This is a genomic window from Snodgrassella sp. M0110, from assembly GCF_016101465.1.
GTDB classification, from domain to species: domain Bacteria; phylum Pseudomonadota; class Gammaproteobacteria; order Burkholderiales; family Neisseriaceae; genus Snodgrassella; species Snodgrassella alvi.
On record NZ_JACFQM010000001.1, the window covers coordinates 482,630 to 503,163 of the forward strand.

Sequence of the window (20,534 nt, forward strand, 5' to 3'; positions counted from 1 at the left end):
TTCTGTTCTGATTTTTTTGATTCTTGTAAATTAATATGACAAAAAATGATTTAGTCATTGCCAGCCGCGAAAGCACTTTGGCTATGTGGCAGGCTCATTATGTACAGCAATGTCTTCAGACTGCATATCCGGGGTTATCTGTTGAAATTCAGGGTATGACAACCCGAGGTGATCAGATATTGCATCAGTCTTTATCCAAAATAGGTGGTAAGGGATTATTTATAAAAGAGCTTGAGTTAGCCTTGCAAAAGGGAACAGCAGATATTGCTGTGCACTCTCTTAAAGATGTTCCTATGCAACTTCCGGATGGCTTTATCTTGGCAGCAATAACTGAGCGGGCTAATCCGTTTGATGCATTTGTTTCTCATCAGTTTAGCTGTTTGGCTGATTTACCAGCTAATGCCATAGTCGGAACTTCAAGTCTGCGTCGGGAAGCTCAGATTAGGTTGCTGTATCCTGATTTGCAGGTAAAGCCTCTGCGGGGTAATGTGCAAACACGTCTGGATAAACTTGACAGACAGGAATATGCTGCAATTATTCTTGCTGCAGCCGGTCTTGAGCGACTGGGTTTAGAGCAGCGAATTCAGTGTATATTATCTCCAGAAATATTGCTGCCAGCTGCCGGTCAGGGGGCGCTGGCTATAGAGGTTGCCGCTCATCGTGAGGACTTACTGACTTTATTACAACCATTACACCATCCTGTTACAGCAGCCTGTGTTACTGCAGAACGTACTCTGGCACGTGTACTTGGTGGTAGCTGTCAGGTACCGCTGGCAGCGTATTGTACTGAGAAATCCGGCATGCTTGAGTTACGTGGTTTAGTGGCATCTGTAGATGGTGTAACAGTGTTGCGAGCCAGTGAAAAGGCAAATATTAGTGAAGCAGAGCAGCTGGGTTTGATGGTTGCACATCAGCTAGCCGATCAAGGTGCGCAGCAGTTAATTGATGATGTTTTATCTACCCGATGAATACTTTACCATGTCTGGTGCTAATGCGTCCGCAGCTGGCAGCTACTGCCGATATAGACTGTTGCATTCGTTATGGCTGGCAACCTATTTTACTTGAATATCTGCAATTACAGACACAATCAGCGGCTTTAAACCGGCTATCTGGTCAAAGCCAGAGTCAGAATCAGAATATTATTTTCTGGGTTAGCCCGAGTGCCGTACATATTGCTGCAAATTATGTTTCACGTTCTGATAAATTAATACATGTAGCAGTGGGTGCTGCTACGGCATCAGCATTATCCGGTTATGGATTTAAACAGATTGTTTATCCGGAAAACGGACATGATAGTGAAGCAGTTTTACATTTGCCTTTATGGCAGCAGCGTAAAGGTAAATTGCTATTGATTAGAGGTATAGGTGGCCGCGACTGGCTGATTAAGCAACTGCATCAACTAGGATGGCAAATTGAGGTAGCAGAAGTATATCAGCGAAATCCGGTACCTATAAACTGGTCAGTTATTTCAACACAGGCTGAACAGGGAAATTTGAAGGCAGTGTATATGACGACAACTGCCGCAGTCCAAGCGTGGTTTACTCAATTACCTCCGGATTTGTACGCAGTTAGCAAAAGCTTGTTATACTTAGTTCACCATCCGCGCATAGATGCTGCGTTAACCGGATATGGTGTCCAGACACTTCATGTTCCGGACTTATGTCGCGGACTGGCACTTTTGCATTCACGCAGCACCTGATGATATTTTCTTCAGTAGTGCTGTTAACCTATTATATAAAGTAGGGAGTATACCGAATGAGTGAACAACAGAATGCACAGGCTGGCCAACCTCCTGAACAGGAAAAGCAGCCATTGCTGGTGAATAAACAAGGCGAAGTTAGTGCTCCGCACGAATCGGCTACTTCTGCGATTACTGAAGCTACCAATAAAGATCAAAACACGACACATCAAACTATGAATTCCCAAAAAAACAACACAGTATCAGATGCTTCTGCATCTAGTATTCCTGTTCAGCCATCTCCGGCAAAACAGTCGCAATCCGGCTCAGGTAAGGGAATTGCTCTGGGCGCGCTGGTATTATCATTACTGGCTCTGGGAGCCAGTGGGTTTTTATTTGTTGAAGGGCAGAATCAGCTTAAAAACCAGCAGATACAATTTGATCAGAAAATCGACAATGCTGGAATTAGTGCCAGCAAAACAGCTGTTTCGATAGAAACCAGCCTGACACGCATTGATGAGTTAAGTCGTCAGTTGCAGGAAATTCAAACCCAACAGAAAACTCAGGGTGATAATGTAGACCGGCTTATCCGTGCCTATCAGGAGCTGGTAAAAAATCGCACTGACTGGCTGGTTGATGAAATAGAAGCTACATTGAATCTTGCCTCTCAGCAGTTGCTGATTTCCGGTAATGTTCCTGTTGCAGTTAATGTACTTGAAAGTCTGGATGGCCGGCTATCTCGCTTTGACCAGCCGCAATTGTTGCCTATCAAAAAGGCTATAAGCAGTGATTTGGAAAATCTGAAAAACCGGCCTTATCTGGATGTTGCCAGTGTTTCATTGCGTCTAAATCGTCTTGAGTCTGCTATAGCAGGTCTGCCGTTAGTAATTGAAAATCAGTTACAGCCCGGAGTGACAAGTAATACACCGGTGAATCCAAATGCTTCATGGTGGCAGCGTACATGGCAAAATACTTTGCACTCTTTACGCAGTATGGTAGAAGTGCGTCACATTAATCACAATGATTCAATGCTAATGTCGCCTGAACAAATATATTTTGTACGTGAAAATCTGCGGCTGCGATTGCTGGATGCACGTATTGCTCTGATTCAGCGCCGCGGAGAAGTCTATGTTGCTGATTTAAATGGTGCAGAAGCTGCTGTCAAGCAATATTTTGACGGTGGTTCAGCAGCAACACAGTCGTGGCTGAAAGAATTAACTCAGTTAAAGACACTTAACGTGCAAACTAGTCAGGACAATAGTCTGTCAGCCAGCCTGGCTGCTGTACGTGAATACCAGAATCAGTCTGGAATGGATATGTCAACGGCGTTGCCGGATTTAAGTGCATCATCTGCCAGCAATGTACCGGTACATACCGAACAACAACAGACTAGCCCTATAAACAGTAATAATGCTTCTGCAGCGTCATCTTCCAGACAAGGAGACCATTCATTATGAGATCTCTATTATGGTTGATTGTTCTATTTATTGTTGCAGTGGGTGTCGTACTGGGTGCGAAATATTACAGTGGTGATGTGTATATTGTAGTTGAGCAAACTCTGATACGTATCAATCTACAGCTGTTTATTGGTCTTGTGTTGCTAACGGTAGTGCTGTTGTATATATTTTTACGCATTGTTATGGGTTTTGTGCATTTACCCGGTCACTGGCATCACTGGCGTATCAATCATCAGCGTCATCAGGTTGAAACAGCATTAAATCATGCTGGTTTAGCCTACTTTGAAGGTCGCTATCAGTTTGCTGAGCGTGAGGCTGAGCGGGTCTTACGTAATAAACAGGGGCAGCACAGTCGTGCTCTGGCCTTATTACTGGCTGCCCATAGTGCTGATCAGATGGATGACAGTACAACACGAGACCGTTATTTAGATGAAATTGCAAAGTTACCGGAAAAGCAGCAGCTTTCCCGCTATTTGCTTCTGGCTCAATCAGCTTTATCACAGCACAATAATCAGCAAGCCAGAAGTGCACTGGAAGCAGCAGCCAAAATCAATCCGAATTTAACCCAGCTTGTTAAGCTGCAGTTACGATATGACTGGGAAAAGCATGATGCTCAGGGTGTTTTGGAAGCAGTTGATAAATTAAGCCACGCAGGAGCGTTAAGCAAAAGCGAACAGCATAATTACCAATATTGGGCTTATCGACAGTTACTGGCAAATGTTAAAGAGCCGAGTGAGCTGAAAAGTAGTCTTAATTTGATTCCGGTAGATGAACGTGAAAGTACACTTAGTGCAAACATTGCAGAAAAATATCTTCAGCTAGGTATGTATACTCAGGCATTGAAATGGGTAAAAAAATATTATCCGCGCACTCATGATGCTTCACTATTACCTGCATTTAATCAGGCCAATCAATATCTAAGCAGTAAAGAACAGCAAAAAAATATGGTAACCGTCGATAAGTGGTTACAACAAAATCCGCAAGACCCGGACTTACTATTGTTGATGGGTGAGTTAAGTTATCAGCAACAACTTTGGGGAAAGGCAAAAACTTATCTCGAAGCCAGTTTGCAGGCCAGTAATAATAATGTAACCAGATTGTTATTAGCTAAAGTACTGGAGCAATCCGGTCAGAGCGAGGCTGCCGAGCAGCAGCGTAATGAAATTCTGGCCACAATTGGTAATAATGATGAGTTGTAATTTTTAGTTTTTATTTAACAGGCAGTTGGTACTGTATGTACTAACTGCCTGAGGTTAATTATGGCAGTTTTACATAACGATACTTTTTTACGTGCTTTACTAAAGCAGCCGGTTGAATATACGCCGGTATGGTTAATGAGACAGGCTGGACGCTATTTACCGGAATACAGAGAAACACGGGCGAAAGCCGGCAGTTTTCTCGCACTTTGTCATAATCCAGAGCTGGCTACAGAGGTGACTCTTCAGCCATTGGAGCGTTTTGCACTGGATGCTGCTATCTTGTTTTCCGATATTCTCACTATACCGGATGCAATGGGGCTGGGTTTGCATTTTGTCGAAGGTGAAGGACCTAAATTTACTCATCCGTTGCAGTATGAAAAGGATGTGACACGTTTACAGGTTCCTGATATGAACCGTTTGCGCTATGTGTTCGATGCTGTTCATAGTATACGTAATGCTTTGAACGGTCGTGTACCGTTAATTGGTTTTTCTGGCAGTCCGTTTACACTAGCCTGTTATATGGTTGAAGGAGAAAGCAGTCGGGATTTTCGTTTATTGAAAACCATGCTTTATCAGCGACCGCAATTGTTACACCGGATACTGGATATTAATGCGCAGACAGTAACAGCTTATTTAAATGAACAGATAGCTGCAGGTGCACAGGCCGTACAGATTTTTGATACATGGGGCGGAATTCTCAGCGATAAAGCTTTTCAGGAGTTTGATTTACGCTATTTGCAACAGGTCGTTTCAGGCTTACAGCGTGAAGCAGATGGTCGTAGGGTACCAGTCATTATATTTACTAAGGGCGGTGGCCAGTGGCTGGAACAGTTAGCTGCACTGGGTGCTGATGCGTTAGGCGTGGACTGGACTGTCAATTTACAGCAGGCACGTCAGTTGGTCGGACAGCAGGTGGCATTACAGGGAAATCTTGACCCGCTGGCTCTATTTGGTGATTCAGAAAGTATTACAGACGAAGTTAAGCGTTTACTTGCTGCTTACGGAGCTGGCAGCGGACATGTATTTAATCTGGGTCATGGTATCAATCAATATACTAATCCGGAAATGGTGAAATGTGCAGTAGATGCGGTACATCGCATTTCTACAGAATATCATCAGAATTAATTATTTTTATTTCAGAGAATATTAATTAATTCTGAAACAAATAAATGATGTGAATAATTACTTGCTATTTCTGACAGTCACAGACTTAGTTTTCTGTACCTGCCAGAATTTTTTATCTGATATTTATCTCAATTCATTATATAGATTATTTATCCATTTATAATCTACTATATTCTAGACATTAAATAATTGGTTTACTTATATGTTACATGATATACCCTGGGCTGAAATTCTTGTTGTATTACATGTGATTGTGGTTACTGTTCTGGTAGTGAGAGTGTTATACCATCAGCGTAATACAGGAGTTTCCGTTGCTTGGATTCTGATGTTAATGGCTTTTCCTTTAGTCGGGGCTGTAGGCTACTTGTTAATTGGTGAACCCAGGCTGGGTTCACGCCGGCTACGTCGTCAGAATGAACTGGTGAAATTTTATCAGGGATTCAGTAATAAATATCTGCATAATTTCAATCAGCATGCTTGTAGTGGTCTGAATGAACGTTATCATGGTATCAGTTTGATTGCAGCCGATAAAACTGGATTTGAGGCTACCGAATACAATCACTTAAAGCTTCTTACCAATGATGAAGAAATCATTGCCGCCATTCGTTATGATATTCAGCATGCGAAAACAAGCTGTTTACTGGCTTTTTATATTGTTGATCCGCAGGGAGAAATTATTGAATTGCTGAATGATGCCATTGCAGCAGCACAACGAGGTGTGGTTACCAGTATGCTGGTTGACAGTATTGGTAGTGTAAAATTCTGGCGTAGTGACTGGCCTCAGCGTTTACGCAATGCGGGTATTACATTGACTGAAGCTTTACCCGTTCAATTATGGCGCACTTTTCTTGTACGTGCAGATTTGCGTAATCATCGTAAAATTGCGGTTATAGATCAGAAAATTGGCTATACCGGCAGTTTTAATCTGGTCGACCCGCGTTTTTTCAAAAAAAATGCCGGTGTCGGACAATGGGTTGATGTGATGATGCGTTGTGAAGGAAGTCTGGTACAACCTCTGGCAGCAGTATTTGCCGGTGATATGGCAGTAGAAACTGAATCTAATTTAATGCAGGTACAGCAATGGGTAGACAGTTACGGTAAACAGGCGCTCATGCATAATCTGCAAGTTGCACAACAGGAACAAAGTGGTGTAGTAGTTCAGGTGATTCCTTCAGCACCTGAGCAAGGCAGTCCGGTTATTTACGACACTATTGTTAATGCAATTCATGCCGCTACACGACGTATTATTATTACGACGCCTTATTTTGTTCCGGATGATGCTTTGCTGCTGGCTTTAACTACGGCTGCTACCAGGGGAGTGGATGTTACTCTGATTGTACCGGAAGCAGTGGATTCAATGCTGGTGAAATATGCTTCACGTGCATATTATCCAAGACTATTACAGGCTGGGGTGAAAATTGCTTTGTTTAAGGGTGGGCTGTTACATGCTAAAACTTTAACTGTAGATAGTGATTACACTTTGTTTGGCACTGTAAATATGGATATGCGCAGTTTTTATCTCAATATGGAAATTAGTCTGGCTATTTATGATGAAAGTATGACTGAAAAAGTAGTGGCATTACAGAGTACTTATTTGAAAGCTTGTGAATTTATCGAACTGAAAACATGGCAGGCTCGTTCAAAGTGGTGGGGGCTGGTGGAGAATACAGTGCGTCTGGTTGGTCCGTTGTTATAAATTATTCATACCAATAACAGTGCTGCCGGCAGTTTTTATTTCATTATTCTTTAATATGGTGTGAAGAAAAATGTTTTAAGTATGTAATATTTTTAAAAATCAACTTTAGTTTGAATGTGCTTATATTATTTGTATTCAATAATTATTAATACAACACTAATTCGGTAATAGAGTAATTAATAAAAATATAAATCAATATCATAAACAGCGGTTTTGTAAATAATGTTAACTCAATGATATTCAAAGAATATTATGGTAATGTATATTTTGAAACGCATGATTGATGTCCGGATAATGAAAATATAGACGGCATTACTTTTTTATCAATACGTTATAAACGGGATTATCGTGTTTGAATAATGATATTTGTCCCATATTTTAAGTAAAAAAGCACTGATATTATCAGTGCTTTTAAACATATTAAGTGAAATATTGGTTATTTCTTTGCAGTTACTGATTAATTCTGTTGTATGCCGGCAATCAGCCAGTCTTGCTGACTACCAATCGGTTTAACAAAATGCCAGATTTCACTGAATGGCTGTTGTGGACTGCCCAACTCTTCACTTACCAAACCGCTAAATCGTACACTGGCAACATACTGACCATTTTCCTGAGTATTGTCTACTAGATCGGTATTAAGATTACTAAATTCAGCTGTATCCTGATTATTCATAATATCATTACGAATATCTGCAAACATATCTGAAGTAAAGTAGCGACGTATTTCTTCCAGATTAGAAGCGTTGTTCATTGACTGGACATGATTAAAACGCTGGCGGGCAAAGCGCAGAAATGCATCTGGATTGCTTCCGTCTACCATAGTAGATGAATTATGTGGTATGGAATTATTATTGCTTACAATTTTTTGTCCAAATATATTGGTACTGTTACTATTGCCATTAATATTTGATGAGTTAAAATTTCCATACTTTCCAGTACCCGCGTAAGGTATATTGGACTGATGATTTTTTTTGCCGGTAAAACGACGGTAAAGATAAAAGCCGCCTAATGCAATAATAAGTAGCCAAAGCCAGCTAAAACCATTTTTTTGCTCTGGTTGTGACTGTACTTGTAGCTGATCATTATTGGTCGATTGAGTAGCTGCTACGCTATTATCATTGGTGTTTTCACTGTAATTACCATCAGCATTCGGAGCTGGTGCATTAGATTGCTGCTGATTATGATTAGCCATTGCATGACCGGCAAGGGCTCCAATCGTCGCACCAGCTACACCTGCACCAATTATCCGACCGGTATTGCTTGAGCGAGGCTGTGTCTGACCAGAGTAATTATTCTGGTTGTTAGCACGATAATCATTGCGTCCGGAGTTGGAATAAGAGTTGGAGTAATTGGAGCGTGACATTCCACGATTACTGCCGCCGCCAATTCGTTTGGCTTCAGCCAGTGGACTTAGTGTCAGACAAAGGATTAATGCTGAAGCTATATAGCGTAATTTTCTATTTTCCATCACTTGGATACTTTCACATCAGAAATATTAAAACTAACTCTACCGTACATAGCGCTGAAAAATAAGATTTCAAGCAAAAATGTAGTAATTATTTAATCTCTTTTACGGTTTTATGGTGGCTTTTGCGAAAAAGACAGTATTGTATCGTATGAAATTAGTATAAACATAATTGATTATAAAAATATTTATCATTAATTCATACTATAAATCTGAATAAATTAAGACAATAGTAACTAAATATCAGAACTAAAAATTATATGTGTTTATGGTATATCCATTAGTTTTATTGTATGGGTTAAATGGCAATCAAAGATTGAGAATAAAAAGAACCCTCTGTGCCAAGGGGAGAAGCAGCAGAGGGCTAAAATAATGTTTCGACAAGAGAATACTAAAAACCATTTTAAATCTTTAAGTTATACGCTTGTTGCTGCGTATAGATATCATCTTAATGACTTAGACTGTTTTTTGCTGAGAAAGTTCTTATAGTTTTGTTATATTTTGTAATTTTTTTTCTTTTGAAATCCCGGCAGGGTAATATTGTAATGATAAGCGAATAAACGGCTTATTACTCCGCCAATAAATAAAATATTGATACTCACTGGTGTAACCATTTTCCAGTGATCCAGCAAACACAATAGCAGACCAAGTAAAATAGCAATAGTGCCATAAATATCGCTGCGCAAAATAATGGGTACTTCATTTACCAGTATATCGCGTAATATGCCGCCACCTACTGCTGTTACAAATGCCAGTGTAATTACCCCAAACCAGTTTAACTCAAGATCAAGGCCGACTTGCGCGCCTGTCAAACTAAAAGCGGCTAGTCCCAGTGCATCGGCAACGACAAACCATACAGTCAATACACGATGACGGTAATACTGCAAATGACATACCCAAGAAATTACTAGTGTAATGAAAATAGTCCATAATGCAGTATTATTTTTAAAAATCATAGGAATGTGGCCAACCAGAGCATCACGCATCATGCCTCCGCCTACTGCAGTTAGCAAAGCTACAATCACTACGCCCAGAATATCCAGCCTTTTGCGGAAACCAACCAGATAGCCGGATACAGCAAAAGCGGCAGTTCCGATTATACTTATCAATTGAAAAATAAAATCTGTATTAGGCATGTTACTTCAAGTCAGATTCTGGTTGAAAAAAACGCCATTCTCCAGTGGGTAAATGATCAGTTTCCCATTGTCCGAAAGCACAGCGATGCAAAGCGGAAACACGATTGCCTGCGGCCGCAACCATACGCTTAACCTGATGATATTTACCTGAAGTAATCGTAAGCAGCAAGGTATACGGGTCAGTTAACTCAGCGGCCTGTGCTGTTACTATTTCATTGTCATCATGCAACAAGACCCCGTTTTTTAAAATAGTACACAGTTTTTTGTCTGCAGCATGCTTCAAACTGACACGATAAATTTTTGGAAGTTTATGTTTTGGTGACGTGCAACGGTGATTAAACTGACCATCATTAGTCAGAATCAGTACACCGGTTGTATCTGCATCCAGTCTACCTACAGCCTGCATGTCAAGATGTCGCAATGGTTCTGGTAATAAACTGAAAACACTTGGATAAAATTGTGGTTTATGCGAGGTTTCATAATCTGCTGGTTTATTGAGCAGAATATAGAAGTAAGGAAGAGGGACTGGTATCAGGCTTACATCATCAATGTGTAAACTGCTTACCATTTGTGGATTGATCTCCATATGAGGATCATTGCAGAGTTTATTATTAATTTGTACGGCACTATCGGCAACTAATGCCTGACATTGCTTGCGACTACCCAAACCTTGTGCTTGCAGGTATTTTATTAATTGCATGACTAATAAACCTTAATAACCGGTTATCCTGATAAGTTAAAAAAACAGCAAAGTATCCAGCAAAAAAACCGGAATAAGTAAAGCAACAGACCAACCCATGTAGCCAAAAAAGCCTGGCATAGTAATTTGATGTTGTTCGGCAATGGATTTAACCATGAGATTAGGAGCATTACCAATATAACTTAATGCCCCCATGAATACTGAACCCATAGAAATAGCTGTTAATGTGGCCGGTAAATGTTGCATTAGTGTGACTGCATCACCACCTGCAAGGTTGAAAAACACCAGATAGGTAGGTGCATTATCCAGAAAGCCGGATAATAAACCGCTCAGCCAGAAATAGAGAGTATTGACAGGTTCACCATTATGCTCAATGATATTTATCAATATTTTGAAATTCCCCGTGCCTCCGAGTTGTAACATAGCCATAACGGGTGCAATAGTAATAAAAATACCGATAAATAATTTGCCTACTTCCGCCATTGGAGTCCAGTTAAAGTCATTTTGCCGGCGTATTTTTGCCGGTGTTAATTTAAGCGAACATAAGGTAATGATTGATAGTAAGCCATCACGTATCCATGCAACTGAACTGATTTCAACTCCGTAAACATACCATGTCGGTGCATTTTTATATAAACCGGAAATTAATATTACTCCGGTAACAGCAAATAATAACAACAGATTGGCTTTACCCTGAACAGACCATGAAAAAATAGTTTTCTGTACTTTAACTTTATTATCAGTACTCGTCTCTTGTTGTAATAAATAGTGATCAATACAAAGAAATATCAAAAGTAAAATCAGAGTATTTATGAGTACTGGTAACAGCATATGACTGAAAGTCCATTGGAAACCAACACCTTTAAGAAAGCCCAGAAATAAAGGAGGATCACCTAGTGGTGTTAATCCGCCGCCAATATTAGCAACGAGGAAAATAAAAAATATCACAAGATGAGTTCGATGGCGTCGATGGGCATTGGCTCGTAATAAGGGGCGGATAAATAGCATGGCAGCACCAGTTGTGCCCATAACACCCGCAAGTACTGTACCTGCAGCCAGTATCAGCACATTCAGTTTTACATTACCCGTACCATTAATATTGATAAAGATACCACCAGACAAGGTATATAAAACCAGTAGCAACAGCATAAAGGGTATATATTCCTGAAATAATGCATGCAGAGTAATAGATATACCTTCAGACGTACCATAAAACCAGCTCAATGGTAACAAAAATAATGCACACCAAATACTAATGATTTTTCCGTTATGATTATGCCATAATTTGGGGAGCAGCATCGGACATAATGCTATAGATAAAAGTGTACCAATAAAGGGGATGCACCACCATAAACTCAACTCATTGGCAGGTAATCCGGCAGCCAGTACAGGAAAAGGAACTAAACTGAGTATAATTAAAATGATTAATTGCAGTATTCGATTACCTTGCCGTGACAAAGAAAAGGTAAACCGCTCATCAGAAGATTTAATCGGCGACATTGTATATTGTTTACTATTTAAGCATACAGAGATTTTAACAATAATTCCTTATGATGTTGAAGAATTAATATGATAAAAGGTGAGTTATTAACTAAAAGTATCAGACCAGAAAAATAATAGTTAGCTGTTGATAGGTTTATATGGTATTGGTGAAAGACTCGGATTGTATGGGTATAACTGTATGGGTATATTTGTCATTTTAGGTTAAGTTATTTTTATTTGTGTGTCGGATATTCTATAGCCAGCTTTGTCCAGCCATCTATTCCCATTTTCCTTAATAACGCTTTATTACGTTCATAAATAGTTGCAGCATCTGGAAATGCTGCAACAGCCTGATCAATACTACTTTCCCGGATTAAATGCAAAATAGGATATGGGCTACGGTTAGTATAATTACTGATATCATCTTTAGGTTCATCCGCAAACTGAAAATCCGGATGAAAAGGAGCTATTTGTATAATGCCATTTGCTTGTATTTCATAAAGTAGATTTTCTGCTAATGTTACGGCATCCAGAAAAACTTCAAAATCTGTAAATAATAAGGGTTCGATTAATAATGTGGTTTCTATTTCGTGTGCCGGTGTCTGTAATAAAAGCTGTATTTCCTGTTCCACAAATTCCAGAAATGCATCAATATGTCTGGCGTGGCTCACGCCAAACCGCAATCTTTGCAAATTGTAAGGTTTTTTGGCAAAAGGGCAAAGATTGAGACCTATTACGGCCTGTTCCAGCCAGTGGCGACAAATGGTAATGATTTCTTTATCTTGAGTAGAAATTACAGACATAAGTATTTATCTATACATATAGCAGATAACTTGGTGTAACGTAGCTGCACCAGAGAATAACACATTCTTTACCAACAAGTTATTAATTTTTTGTTATTAATAAGTTTGCTTAACCGACATTCAAATGTTCTAAAGGTAATGATGTCGTTGTCTTAATTTCTTTCAATACAAAACTGGATTTAGCATCTTCAACACCGGGTGTAGCCAATAATGTTTCCAGTACAAAATGCGAGAAGGCATTCATATCGGAAAAAAAAGCCTGAAGAATATAATCAGATTCACCGGTGAGAGCAAAACAATTAAGTACCTGAGGCCATCGCTGAACCGCCAGTGTAAATTCATCCCGGGACTGTTTGCTTTTATTCACGCTCACCCTAATAAAAGCCTGTAAACCCAGTTCCACATGAAAAGGATCAAGCAGAGCTGCATACCGGCGAATTATCCCCGATTCTTCCAGCTGTTTTAATCTGCGCAGACATGGCGATGGTGATAAAGCTACACGTTCAGATAGCTCAACATTAGTAAGACGACCGTTGTCTTGTAAAACTTGCAAAATTTTCAGGTCGGTTTTATCTAAAAAACTTATTGCCATGATATACAAGGATCCTGGAGAGTTATTGCTGCTGCAATGAAACAGGCAGCGACGTTGTATTAAGGTTAAGATTGATACAATATACAAAACTGGACTAAATTACACAAATATATTCTATTTTGACATTAATTTAAACTTTATACTAGTTATTTAAAATGCTTTTTAAATATCTATCCCATTTAATAATATAAAAAATTTTTTAATATCATTAGTTTCCTCAAAAATGGGTTTTTCAGTTTAAAGTAGTAATGACAGCAAATAATAGCTGGATACGATTTATACAAGAGATAAAATATTGGCTTATTTCAACGGAAAAGGGTTGGAATTTTTACGTAAGATGAAAAATTTATACCCTAATGCTGTTCAGATTGTTCGATTGACTAAAATCAATTCCGAAATACTTAAAGCATTTATTGTAATGTATTTCCTTTTTTTATTTAAATCACATTAGTCTTATTAAGCAAACCAACCCAATGCAGCCAGTAATAAATCCATAAAATCAGTTTATAGACCTCACATTACTGGTTGTGTTTCTGCTTTACTAAAACGACTGTTAAATTCACTGGTATATGGCGCACAGATTTATTAGTCATTACTTCCTGAATAAAATGTCCCTACATAAATGACTTAATAGATTTTGCTCTGGCTTACTAATAATCTTCGCGAAACAATCCAGCAGTTAAATTTTAAATAGTAGTTATGATTAATAAAAAAGGGCGTAATTTACGCCCTTTTTTACCCAAAATAAAATTGATAACAAGTTCATATTACCTGTCGCAATATTTATCCTTCTTGCAAAATTTTACTTATTCTGCGAATCTCTTCATCCGTAAAATCGCAACGGGAAAAATTTTCATCAAGAATAATAGGTGTAGGATTATTATCACTGATTACACCTAAAACATCGTATTTCTTTTTTGAATGCTGCTTGAGTACAATAGGACCACCATCTGTTTTAGAATTAAAAGTAGCTGAATATTTATTATTCTTACCCTGTGTATCTTTTCCCTTGTATATTGCTATTGTTATTGTCTGAAGAAATTTAAGCTTAACTGGAACACTAACTGGTTTCAGTTTATGTCCATTTATTTCATCAATAATTTTTGTTGAATTACGTGCCCTGCATAATAAATCGATTATTAACCAAATCGCCCATAATATTGCTAGTATAAGAGCCGTAATAATCAAAAATCGACTAAACATAGTTTTAATCGCTAAATCCAATGTCATTAATGAAGGATTATCAGCGAAAGCTATGACTTGTACCTGATACCTTTTGCTATTTCCAAAAAAAGAAAAATTTTTCTCAATAAAACCACTATCATCATTATAAATTTTTACGGAACAACTAGTAATCAAACGTCGAACCTTGCATTCGCCACTAATATTATGATCCACAACAATTGGATTGCGAGATATTTTATAATCATCAATCAAATCTGGATAATTATCCACCGCTAAATATATCCCTAATAATAAGCATAAAAATATACAAAATACTCTTCCTATTTGTCGTGAAGAAGCTTCATTTTTCAGCTTATTTACTTTTAAAGAGCGATCAGGAAAAACACCTGTTATTTTATTTATCAATTCCATTTTACAAACAACATCCTTGGTTAATTATTAATACTTCCAATATCATTTTCGTTTACATGCTAATTTTATTTAACATAAAATAAATCAGTAAAATCATATATTTCAAATCAATTTAGCCATTTTATTGACAAAATATAAAAAAAAACTACAATTTTGCTATATTGTAATAAAATTAATTAATATTTTTCAATTATTATTTACTAAAAGAATATTATTTCATAATTTTTATTACAAATGTTTAGCGATAATATTCATTAAAAACCATAATGAACATTAATATTATTGATTAAATCTAACTGTTTTGGTTATAGGTAATATTTATTTATAATTTTGTAATACTATAATTTCAATTCATTAATGGTCTGTTTTTAATAAATAATTAACGATAACCATATGAATACTAAAATTTTATTGTTAATTAGTTTAAGTTATTACAAAATTAAAAAAACTATTGTCCAAATAAGAGATATAATTGATTCTATAAAAAATTTAACTAAAATTTAAATATAAGTTAAATATTTATTTAAAAAATACTGGCATATATATTAATTAGGTAATGAAAATAGAATGAGTAATGTTCATGATTAAACGTAATTCACCTGTGACTTCATCCGGTTCAAAATTAAATATGACTTTAATTATTACGGTACTGATAACCGGGGCACTAGCTTTTGTTCATGTTTATGCTATTCAATCAATTTTACCGGTATTGATGCAGGAATTTCATGCCAGTGCGGCGGCAATGGGTTTAACTGTAGGAGCAACGATTCTGGCTATTGCATTAATGTCGCCGTTTTTAGGAATGATTTCAGATGCTTTCGGGCGTAAATTTTTTATAGTCGGTTCGATAGTTTTTATGTCTATACCGACTTTTTTCTTAGCTTTTATTTATAGTATCAATTGGTTATGGTGGTTACGCTTTACTCAGGGAATAGCAGTTCCCGGAATAACTGTAGTTTTACTGGCTTATTTAGGCGAGGAATTTTCCGTTAATACCCGTATTAAATTAATGAGTTTTTATGTTTCTGGTACAGTATTAGGTGGGTTTCTTGGTCGGTTTCTCATGGGGTACCTGACAGAATTTATTGGCTGGCGGCATGCTTTTATGGTAATGGGCATTATCAGTATATTAGGTGCAGTTTGGGTATGGAAAAATCTTCCGGCATCCCAAAAATTTGAGGCCAGGCCTCAGGTTTCAACAGCATTAATAACTTTATGGCATCATTTACATAACTATTATGTCCTTGCAGCCTGTGCATTAGGGTTTTGTGTACTGTTTTCTCTGGTTGGTTGTTTTACCTATATCAATTTGTATCTTGATCAGCCACCATATAATCTAAGCAGTTCACAATTAGCTAATATTTTTGCCGTATATCTGATTGGTATGATTATTACACCATTATCAGCACGTTTAATTGTTAAATTTGGTACCAATCTTACTGTACTGATTGCAATGAGTTTATCAATTTTTGGTGTGTTAATCACTTTATTGCATCCATTATGGCTAATTGTTCTGGCTCTGGCTATTATGAGTAGTGGCATATTTATTACCCAATCTTCTACCATCACTTATATAGCTGCCAATGTAACCGAAGGCCGTTCATTGGCTTCCGGTCTGTATTATATGTGCTATTATGCAGGCGGTTTTGCCGGCTCATTATTATGTGGTCATGCCTTTGAGAGTGGAGGGTGGTTTATGACTGCTGTTGTATTAATTAGTGTGCAGTTGCTGGCAATGCTGATTGGTGGTGTGTTGATGCGAAAAAAAGCATAAACAGAAACATTGAAATCATATAAAACACCATTTTTATAATGGTGTTTTATATTGCATATTTTTTGATTTAGTAATTGTATCTGTCGAAATAAATTTTATCAATTTATAAACTATTAAGTAAAAGAGTAATATTTATTTCATTATCAGGCTAAAGAAGTTTGTATAGAATTTTAGTGCTTGAAAAAAGAATTACATATTAATTTAGCCAGAATTTTATTTAATCTGACAGGTAAATAAGATTTATATTTCTATATGGATAAATTACGTTAGAATTTGACTGTCTTGATTAAGAGTACTGCTTATGCAGCCATTATCACATTATCCGTTTATTATTATCGGTGCAGGCCCTGTTGGCATGCTTACTGCTTTGTTGTTAAAACAGCAGAATCAATCGGTTTTATTACTGGAGGCCAGAGCTGCTGACAGTAATCTGAATGATCAGCGTACTCTTGCTTTGTCATATCATAGTATCCAGACTTTCCGGCAGGCCGGAATATATCTGCCTGATGAAATTTTGACTTTTATCCGGCAGGTACATGTTTCACGGCAGCATCATTTTGGTCGTGTACTGATGTCAGCACAGGATATAGGATTACCTTATCTTGGAGCGACGATTGATTACGTCAGATTATTACAGGCTTGTGAAACAGCATTACAAAAAAATAATGTACCTGTGCAATGGCAAACAACTGTTGAACAGGTACAAAGTACAACTCATTGGGCTTCAGCACAGTGTTTTTATCAGCAACGAAGGCTTAACTTAACTGCACAATGGCTGATTCTGGCAGAAGGAGGTGAACTGGCTGCCGGCTTGCCGAATATAAAAGTACACACTCATGATTACCGGCAGCTGGCTTTAGTTAATACTCTAAAGTTTGAGGTAGGCAATCATGCTATAGCCTATGAACGTTTTACTGAAAATGGACCACTTGCTTTATTACCTTATAGAAATGATTTTCGACTGGTCTGGACATGTACTCATGAAGAAGCATTGCAACGAGAGCTGTGGAATGTGGCAGAATTTAATCAGCAGTTACAGTCTGTAATGGGAGATCGCTTAGGTCATTTAGAGCAAATGGGAACGCCGGCAACTTTTCCATTGAAATTACGTCAGCTTAACCAGGTATATAGCCAGAGAGTAATTTGCATTGGAAATGCTGCCCAAACCATGCATCCAGTTGCTGCACAAGGATTGAATCTCGGTGTTCGTGATGCCGAAATGTTAAGTGCAACATTTGGTAAGACAGATAAGATTTCTCTTAATGATAGTTCTTTAGCCGGAAAATATGCACGAATACGTGCTTATGATGCTCGTGCAGTTGTAGGCTTTACGCATATTCTGGTACAACTGTTTGATCATGCTCACAGCGGGCTGGCATATGGACAAGGTATGGGTATGAGTATTTTGGGATCAGTGCCTGCTTTGAAGCATAAGTTTATCAGACAACTGGTTTTTGGAGTAACTCCGCATCCCGATATCTAGAATAAATACTATTGTTTAAACAATATGGAAAGCAAAATGAGCATGAACACACAATATGATTTTGATGTCATTATTCTAGGGGGAGGGTTGATTGGTGCAACTTTAGCTTTAGCTTTACAACAGCAAGGTAAAAAGATTCTTATCATTGAAAAAAAGCCACCTCAAACAGATTTGCTCAGTCTCTCTCAGTCTTGGGATGCCCGTATTTATGCCATTAGTCCGATTAATCAGCAATTTTTAAATAGTTTAGGCGTTTGGCCGGAAGAAAGAGTACAAAAAGTAAACCATATGGAAGTTTATGGTGATGGTAATGGATGCATTAGTTTTGACGCCTCCAGTGTAAATGTACCTTGCTTAAATTCTATGGTTGAAAACCGCTATTTACTGGCAAAATTGTGGCTAGCATTGGAGGAAGAGGGGGTAGCAATAGTCAGTAGTTGTCCTCAATCGGTGATTACCGATGTATGGTCGGCAAAAATAACACTGGAAAATGGTCAAACTTATTGCAGTCAGCTAGTGGTTGGTGCAGATGGAGCTAATTCTTGGTTGCGTGAGCAGGTTGGTATTGAAGTAACCGCTTCTCCATATCAGCAACAAGGTATTGTTGCTAATTTCAAAACGGAAAAACCACATAATGGATGTGCTTATCAGTGGTTTCGTGGTAGTGATATTCTTGCTTATTTACCTTTACCACAGCAGCAGATTTCTATCGTATGGTCGACATCTGACCTAGAAAGTCTGACGAAGCTGGATAAAGAAAGTTTTGCACGGGAAGTTGCTTTGGCAGGTAATCAAAAGTTAGGTGAACTAACACTAACCACTCCTGTGTTCAACTTTGACCTGATAATGCGACAGCCTAAAAAAATTGTCAGCCAAAGAATTGCTCTGATTGGGGATGCAGCTCATACTATTCATCCATTGGCCGGACAAGGCGTAAATCTGGGTTTTGCAGATGTGCAATGTCTCAGTAACTTACTGACAAATGCCAGTGATTCGGGTATATGGTCTATTCTCAGGCAGTATCAGCGATCAAGATTATTAGCAGTAAGGCTGATGCAATATAGTTGTGATGGTTTATTCAAATTATTTGCCAATGACTATTTTCCTGCCATTGGCTGGGTTCGTAATCAAGGATTGAATCTGGTGAATTATTCAGGCTTAATTAAAAAAAGAATGATTCGGGAAGCAATGGGTTTATGATTTAATAATAAAGATTTGTTGCTAAAGATAGAGTAATAATGATTGGATTAAGCAATAATGAAATTATTTTTATATTCTCAATTTATATTTCAATTATAGCTAATCATAATTGAGAATATAGATTTGTATAAAAAATTTTGCTTTATACGATAGTAGTATTGAATAAAACATTTATCTAACATTGGAATTTCGCTAATTTCATTGTTACCAATATAAATTAGATAAATTTGCTGGCTTTTTATCTCTGTAGTTCTTTATCAGTTTTGCTATTGGCTGCATATGCCTAAGGTATTAGCTACTTCGAATTCAGTGCCTGTTTTAGAGTTCTATACGCTTCACCCAGCTTTAAATTCATGTTTTTAAAATGCATGGTTATTAAAAATACTAAGTATAGTTTGATTACTGCTTTTCTAAATTTTATAAAATATGTTAGAGCATGTTCTTTATGTATAGGAATATATGTAAGAGGTAGAAAATCATCAATAGAATTTCAGGTATCAATTTAATGTTTGTATGTCACAGAGCAGTTGAAGAAGCAAAATATACAAGTGTGTATTTCTTAAAATATAAATGTAATGAATCCAGATACATTTAAGTGTATCTGGATTCATTAAATGGTGCCCGGAGCCGGAATCGAACCGGCACGGCCGTTTTAAGAGCCGACGGATTTTAAGTCCGTTGTGTCTACCAATTTCACCACCCGGGCGGGTAGTTTTTAATGCACTTTTGTGCATATCTGTGTGCTGTATGGAGGCGGGGGCACGGATTTAAACCGGCCTGCACAGCTTTGCACACTGTGGCATAGTCACTCTGCCACCCCGCCATAAAACTTTAATATAATCTGGAGGCGGGAGTCGGAATCGAACCGGCGTACACGGATTTGCAGTCCGCTGCATGACCACTCTGCCATCCCGCCTTATATATTACTCAATCGGGTAGAGCAACTATTATAAAACTGGAGCGGGAAACGAGTCTCGAACTCGCGACCTCAACCTTGGCAAGGTTGCGCTCTACCAACTGAGCTATTCCCGCAAATTCACTTTATACATGTGAACATGTTTTTGGAGCGGGAAACGAGTCTCGAACTCGCGACCTCAACCTTGGCAAGGTTGCGCTCTACCAACTGAGCTATTCCCGCAAATTCACTT

At 38.0% G+C, this 20,534-nt stretch carries 16 protein-coding genes and 5 tRNA genes; 9 read left to right on the top strand and 12 right to left on the bottom strand.

Features of this window, described 5'->3' with window-relative positions; translation table 11 throughout:
* The first annotated feature begins 35 nt into the window (after nt 1-35).
* From hemC to cls, 6 genes are all read left to right on the top strand, one after another.
* On the top strand, nt 36-968 hold the full coding sequence (gene hemC, locus H3T84_RS02140) for a hydroxymethylbilane synthase (RefSeq protein WP_100126389.1): 933 nt from the start codon (nt 36-38) through the stop codon (nt 966-968).
* Nucleotides 965-1,699, top strand: a complete 735-nt coding sequence (locus tag H3T84_RS02145) for a uroporphyrinogen-III synthase (RefSeq protein WP_198217562.1) — start codon at nt 965-967, stop codon at nt 1,697-1,699. The genes hemC and H3T84_RS02145 overlap by 4 nt, the downstream gene beginning before the upstream one ends.
* A gap of 56 nt (nt 1,700-1,755) precedes the next feature.
* Nucleotides 1,756-3,135 (top strand): uroporphyrinogen-III C-methyltransferase, encoded by a 1,380-nt coding sequence (locus tag H3T84_RS02150; RefSeq protein ID WP_232346080.1) that lies wholly within the window; start codon nt 1,756-1,758, stop codon nt 3,133-3,135.
* Nucleotides 3,132-4,334 (top strand): heme biosynthesis HemY N-terminal domain-containing protein, encoded by a 1,203-nt coding sequence (locus H3T84_RS02155; RefSeq protein ID WP_198186214.1) that lies wholly within the window; start codon nt 3,132-3,134, stop codon nt 4,332-4,334. Before H3T84_RS02150 ends, H3T84_RS02155 begins: the two co-directional genes overlap by 4 nt.
* Before the next feature lie 60 nt (nt 4,335-4,394).
* A complete protein-coding gene (gene hemE, locus H3T84_RS02160; protein WP_198217564.1) occupies nt 4,395-5,459 on the top strand; it encodes a uroporphyrinogen decarboxylase in 1,065 nt (354 codons plus the stop codon).
* Nucleotides 5,460-5,661: 202 nt separating this feature from the next.
* On the top strand, nt 5,662-7,155 hold the full coding sequence (gene cls, locus H3T84_RS02165) for a cardiolipin synthase (RefSeq protein WP_198217565.1): 1,494 nt from the start codon (nt 5,662-5,664) through the stop codon (nt 7,153-7,155).
* A 457-nt stretch (nt 7,156-7,612) separates the two neighbouring features.
* On the opposite strand, the gene H3T84_RS02170 is transcribed toward cls, so the two are convergent.
* From H3T84_RS02170 to H3T84_RS02200, 7 genes are all read right to left on the bottom strand, one after another.
* A complete protein-coding gene (locus tag H3T84_RS02170) occupies nt 7,613-8,623 on the bottom strand; it encodes a Tim44 domain-containing protein (protein ID WP_198217567.1) in 1,011 nt (336 codons plus the stop codon).
* Nucleotides 8,624-9,114: 491 nt separating this feature from the next.
* Entirely contained in the window at nt 9,115-9,756 is a 642-nt protein-coding gene (locus H3T84_RS02175) for a trimeric intracellular cation channel family protein (RefSeq protein WP_100116654.1), read from the bottom strand.
* A 1-nt stretch (nt 9,757) separates the two neighbouring features.
* Nucleotides 9,758-10,456, bottom strand: a complete 699-nt coding sequence (locus tag H3T84_RS02180) for a pseudouridine synthase (protein WP_198217569.1) — start codon at nt 10,454-10,456, stop codon at nt 9,758-9,760.
* Between the two features lie 36 nt (nt 10,457-10,492).
* The gene (locus H3T84_RS02185) at nt 10,493-11,956 is read right to left on the bottom strand and encodes a sodium:proton antiporter (protein ID WP_198217571.1); all 1,464 of its coding nucleotides are present in this window, start codon (nt 11,954-11,956) and stop codon (nt 10,493-10,495) included.
* Between the two features lie 215 nt (nt 11,957-12,171).
* A complete protein-coding gene (locus tag H3T84_RS02190) occupies nt 12,172-12,741 on the bottom strand; it encodes a DUF1415 domain-containing protein (protein ID WP_198217573.1) in 570 nt (189 codons plus the stop codon).
* 109 nt (nt 12,742-12,850) lie between these two features.
* Nucleotides 12,851-13,333 (bottom strand): Lrp/AsnC family transcriptional regulator, encoded by a 483-nt coding sequence (locus tag H3T84_RS02195; RefSeq protein ID WP_174833706.1) that lies wholly within the window; start codon nt 13,331-13,333, stop codon nt 12,851-12,853.
* A 783-nt stretch (nt 13,334-14,116) separates the two neighbouring features.
* On the bottom strand, nt 14,117-14,929 hold the full coding sequence (locus H3T84_RS02200) for a hypothetical protein (RefSeq protein ID WP_198217574.1): 813 nt from the start codon (nt 14,927-14,929) through the stop codon (nt 14,117-14,119).
* A 580-nt stretch (nt 14,930-15,509) separates the two neighbouring features.
* Between H3T84_RS02200 and H3T84_RS02205 the strand changes: the two genes are divergently transcribed.
* From H3T84_RS02205 to H3T84_RS02215, 3 genes are all read left to right on the top strand, one after another.
* Nucleotides 15,510-16,703, top strand: coding sequence for an MFS transporter (locus tag H3T84_RS02205; RefSeq protein ID WP_198217576.1), 1,194 nt, complete (start codon nt 15,510-15,512; stop codon nt 16,701-16,703).
* Between the two features lie 301 nt (nt 16,704-17,004).
* On the top strand, nt 17,005-18,186 hold the full coding sequence (locus H3T84_RS02210) for an FAD-dependent monooxygenase (RefSeq protein WP_198217578.1): 1,182 nt from the start codon (nt 17,005-17,007) through the stop codon (nt 18,184-18,186).
* 42 nt (nt 18,187-18,228) lie between these two features.
* Complete coding sequence (locus H3T84_RS02215; RefSeq protein WP_198217580.1) at nt 18,229-19,386, top strand: FAD-dependent monooxygenase; 1,158 nt, start codon at nt 18,229-18,231, stop codon at nt 19,384-19,386.
* Nucleotides 19,387-20,001: 615 nt separating this feature from the next.
* Here H3T84_RS02215 and H3T84_RS02220 read toward each other — a convergent pair.
* The 5 genes from H3T84_RS02220 to H3T84_RS02240 all read right to left on the bottom strand — a co-directional run bounded on the left by H3T84_RS02220 (nt 20,002) and on the right by H3T84_RS02240 (nt 20,524).
* Nucleotides 20,002-20,092 (bottom strand) — tRNA-Leu (locus H3T84_RS02220).
* 42 nt (nt 20,093-20,134) lie between these two features.
* Nucleotides 20,135-20,209: transfer RNA gene (locus H3T84_RS02225), tRNA-Cys, on the bottom strand.
* Nucleotides 20,210-20,228: 19 nt separating this feature from the next.
* Nucleotides 20,229-20,302: transfer RNA gene (locus H3T84_RS02230), tRNA-Cys, on the bottom strand.
* Between the two features lie 40 nt (nt 20,303-20,342).
* Nucleotides 20,343-20,418, bottom strand: a tRNA-Gly gene (locus tag H3T84_RS02235).
* A gap of 30 nt (nt 20,419-20,448) precedes the next feature.
* Nucleotides 20,449-20,524: transfer RNA gene (locus H3T84_RS02240), tRNA-Gly, on the bottom strand.
* Nucleotides 20,525-20,534: the final 10 nt, after the last annotated feature.

Coding starts and splice junctions, on each gene's coding strand:
- H3T84_RS02150 (WP_232346080.1), top strand. CDS start 1,756: ATGAGTGAACAACAGAATGCACAGGCTGGCCAACCTCCTGAACAGGAA.
- H3T84_RS02210 (WP_198217578.1), top strand. CDS start 17,005: ATGCAGCCATTATCACATTATCCGTTTATTATTATCGGTGCAGGCCCT.
- H3T84_RS02195 (WP_174833706.1), bottom strand. CDS start 13,333: ATGGCAATAAGTTTTTTAGATAAAACCGACCTGAAAATTTTGCAAGTT.
- H3T84_RS02180 (WP_198217569.1), bottom strand. CDS start 10,456: ATGCAATTAATAAAATACCTGCAAGCACAAGGTTTGGGTAGTCGCAAG.
- cls (WP_198217565.1), top strand. CDS start 5,662: ATGTTACATGATATACCCTGGGCTGAAATTCTTGTTGTATTACATGTG.
- hemE (WP_198217564.1), top strand. CDS start 4,395: ATGGCAGTTTTACATAACGATACTTTTTTACGTGCTTTACTAAAGCAG.
- H3T84_RS02175 (WP_100116654.1), bottom strand. CDS start 9,756: ATGCCTAATACAGATTTTATTTTTCAATTGATAAGTATAATCGGAACT.
- H3T84_RS02215 (WP_198217580.1), top strand. CDS start 18,229: ATGAACACACAATATGATTTTGATGTCATTATTCTAGGGGGAGGGTTG.
- hemC (WP_100126389.1), top strand. CDS start 36: ATGACAAAAAATGATTTAGTCATTGCCAGCCGCGAAAGCACTTTGGCT.
- H3T84_RS02155 (WP_198186214.1), top strand. CDS start 3,132: ATGAGATCTCTATTATGGTTGATTGTTCTATTTATTGTTGCAGTGGGT.
- H3T84_RS02145 (WP_198217562.1), top strand. CDS start 965: ATGAATACTTTACCATGTCTGGTGCTAATGCGTCCGCAGCTGGCAGCT.
- H3T84_RS02190 (WP_198217573.1), bottom strand. CDS start 12,741: ATGTCTGTAATTTCTACTCAAGATAAAGAAATCATTACCATTTGTCGC.
- H3T84_RS02185 (WP_198217571.1), bottom strand. CDS start 11,956: ATGTCGCCGATTAAATCTTCTGATGAGCGGTTTACCTTTTCTTTGTCA.
- H3T84_RS02200 (WP_198217574.1), bottom strand. CDS start 14,929: ATGGAATTGATAAATAAAATAACAGGTGTTTTTCCTGATCGCTCTTTA.
- H3T84_RS02205 (WP_198217576.1), top strand. CDS start 15,510: ATGATTAAACGTAATTCACCTGTGACTTCATCCGGTTCAAAATTAAAT.
- H3T84_RS02170 (WP_198217567.1), bottom strand. CDS start 8,623: ATGGAAAATAGAAAATTACGCTATATAGCTTCAGCATTAATCCTTTGT.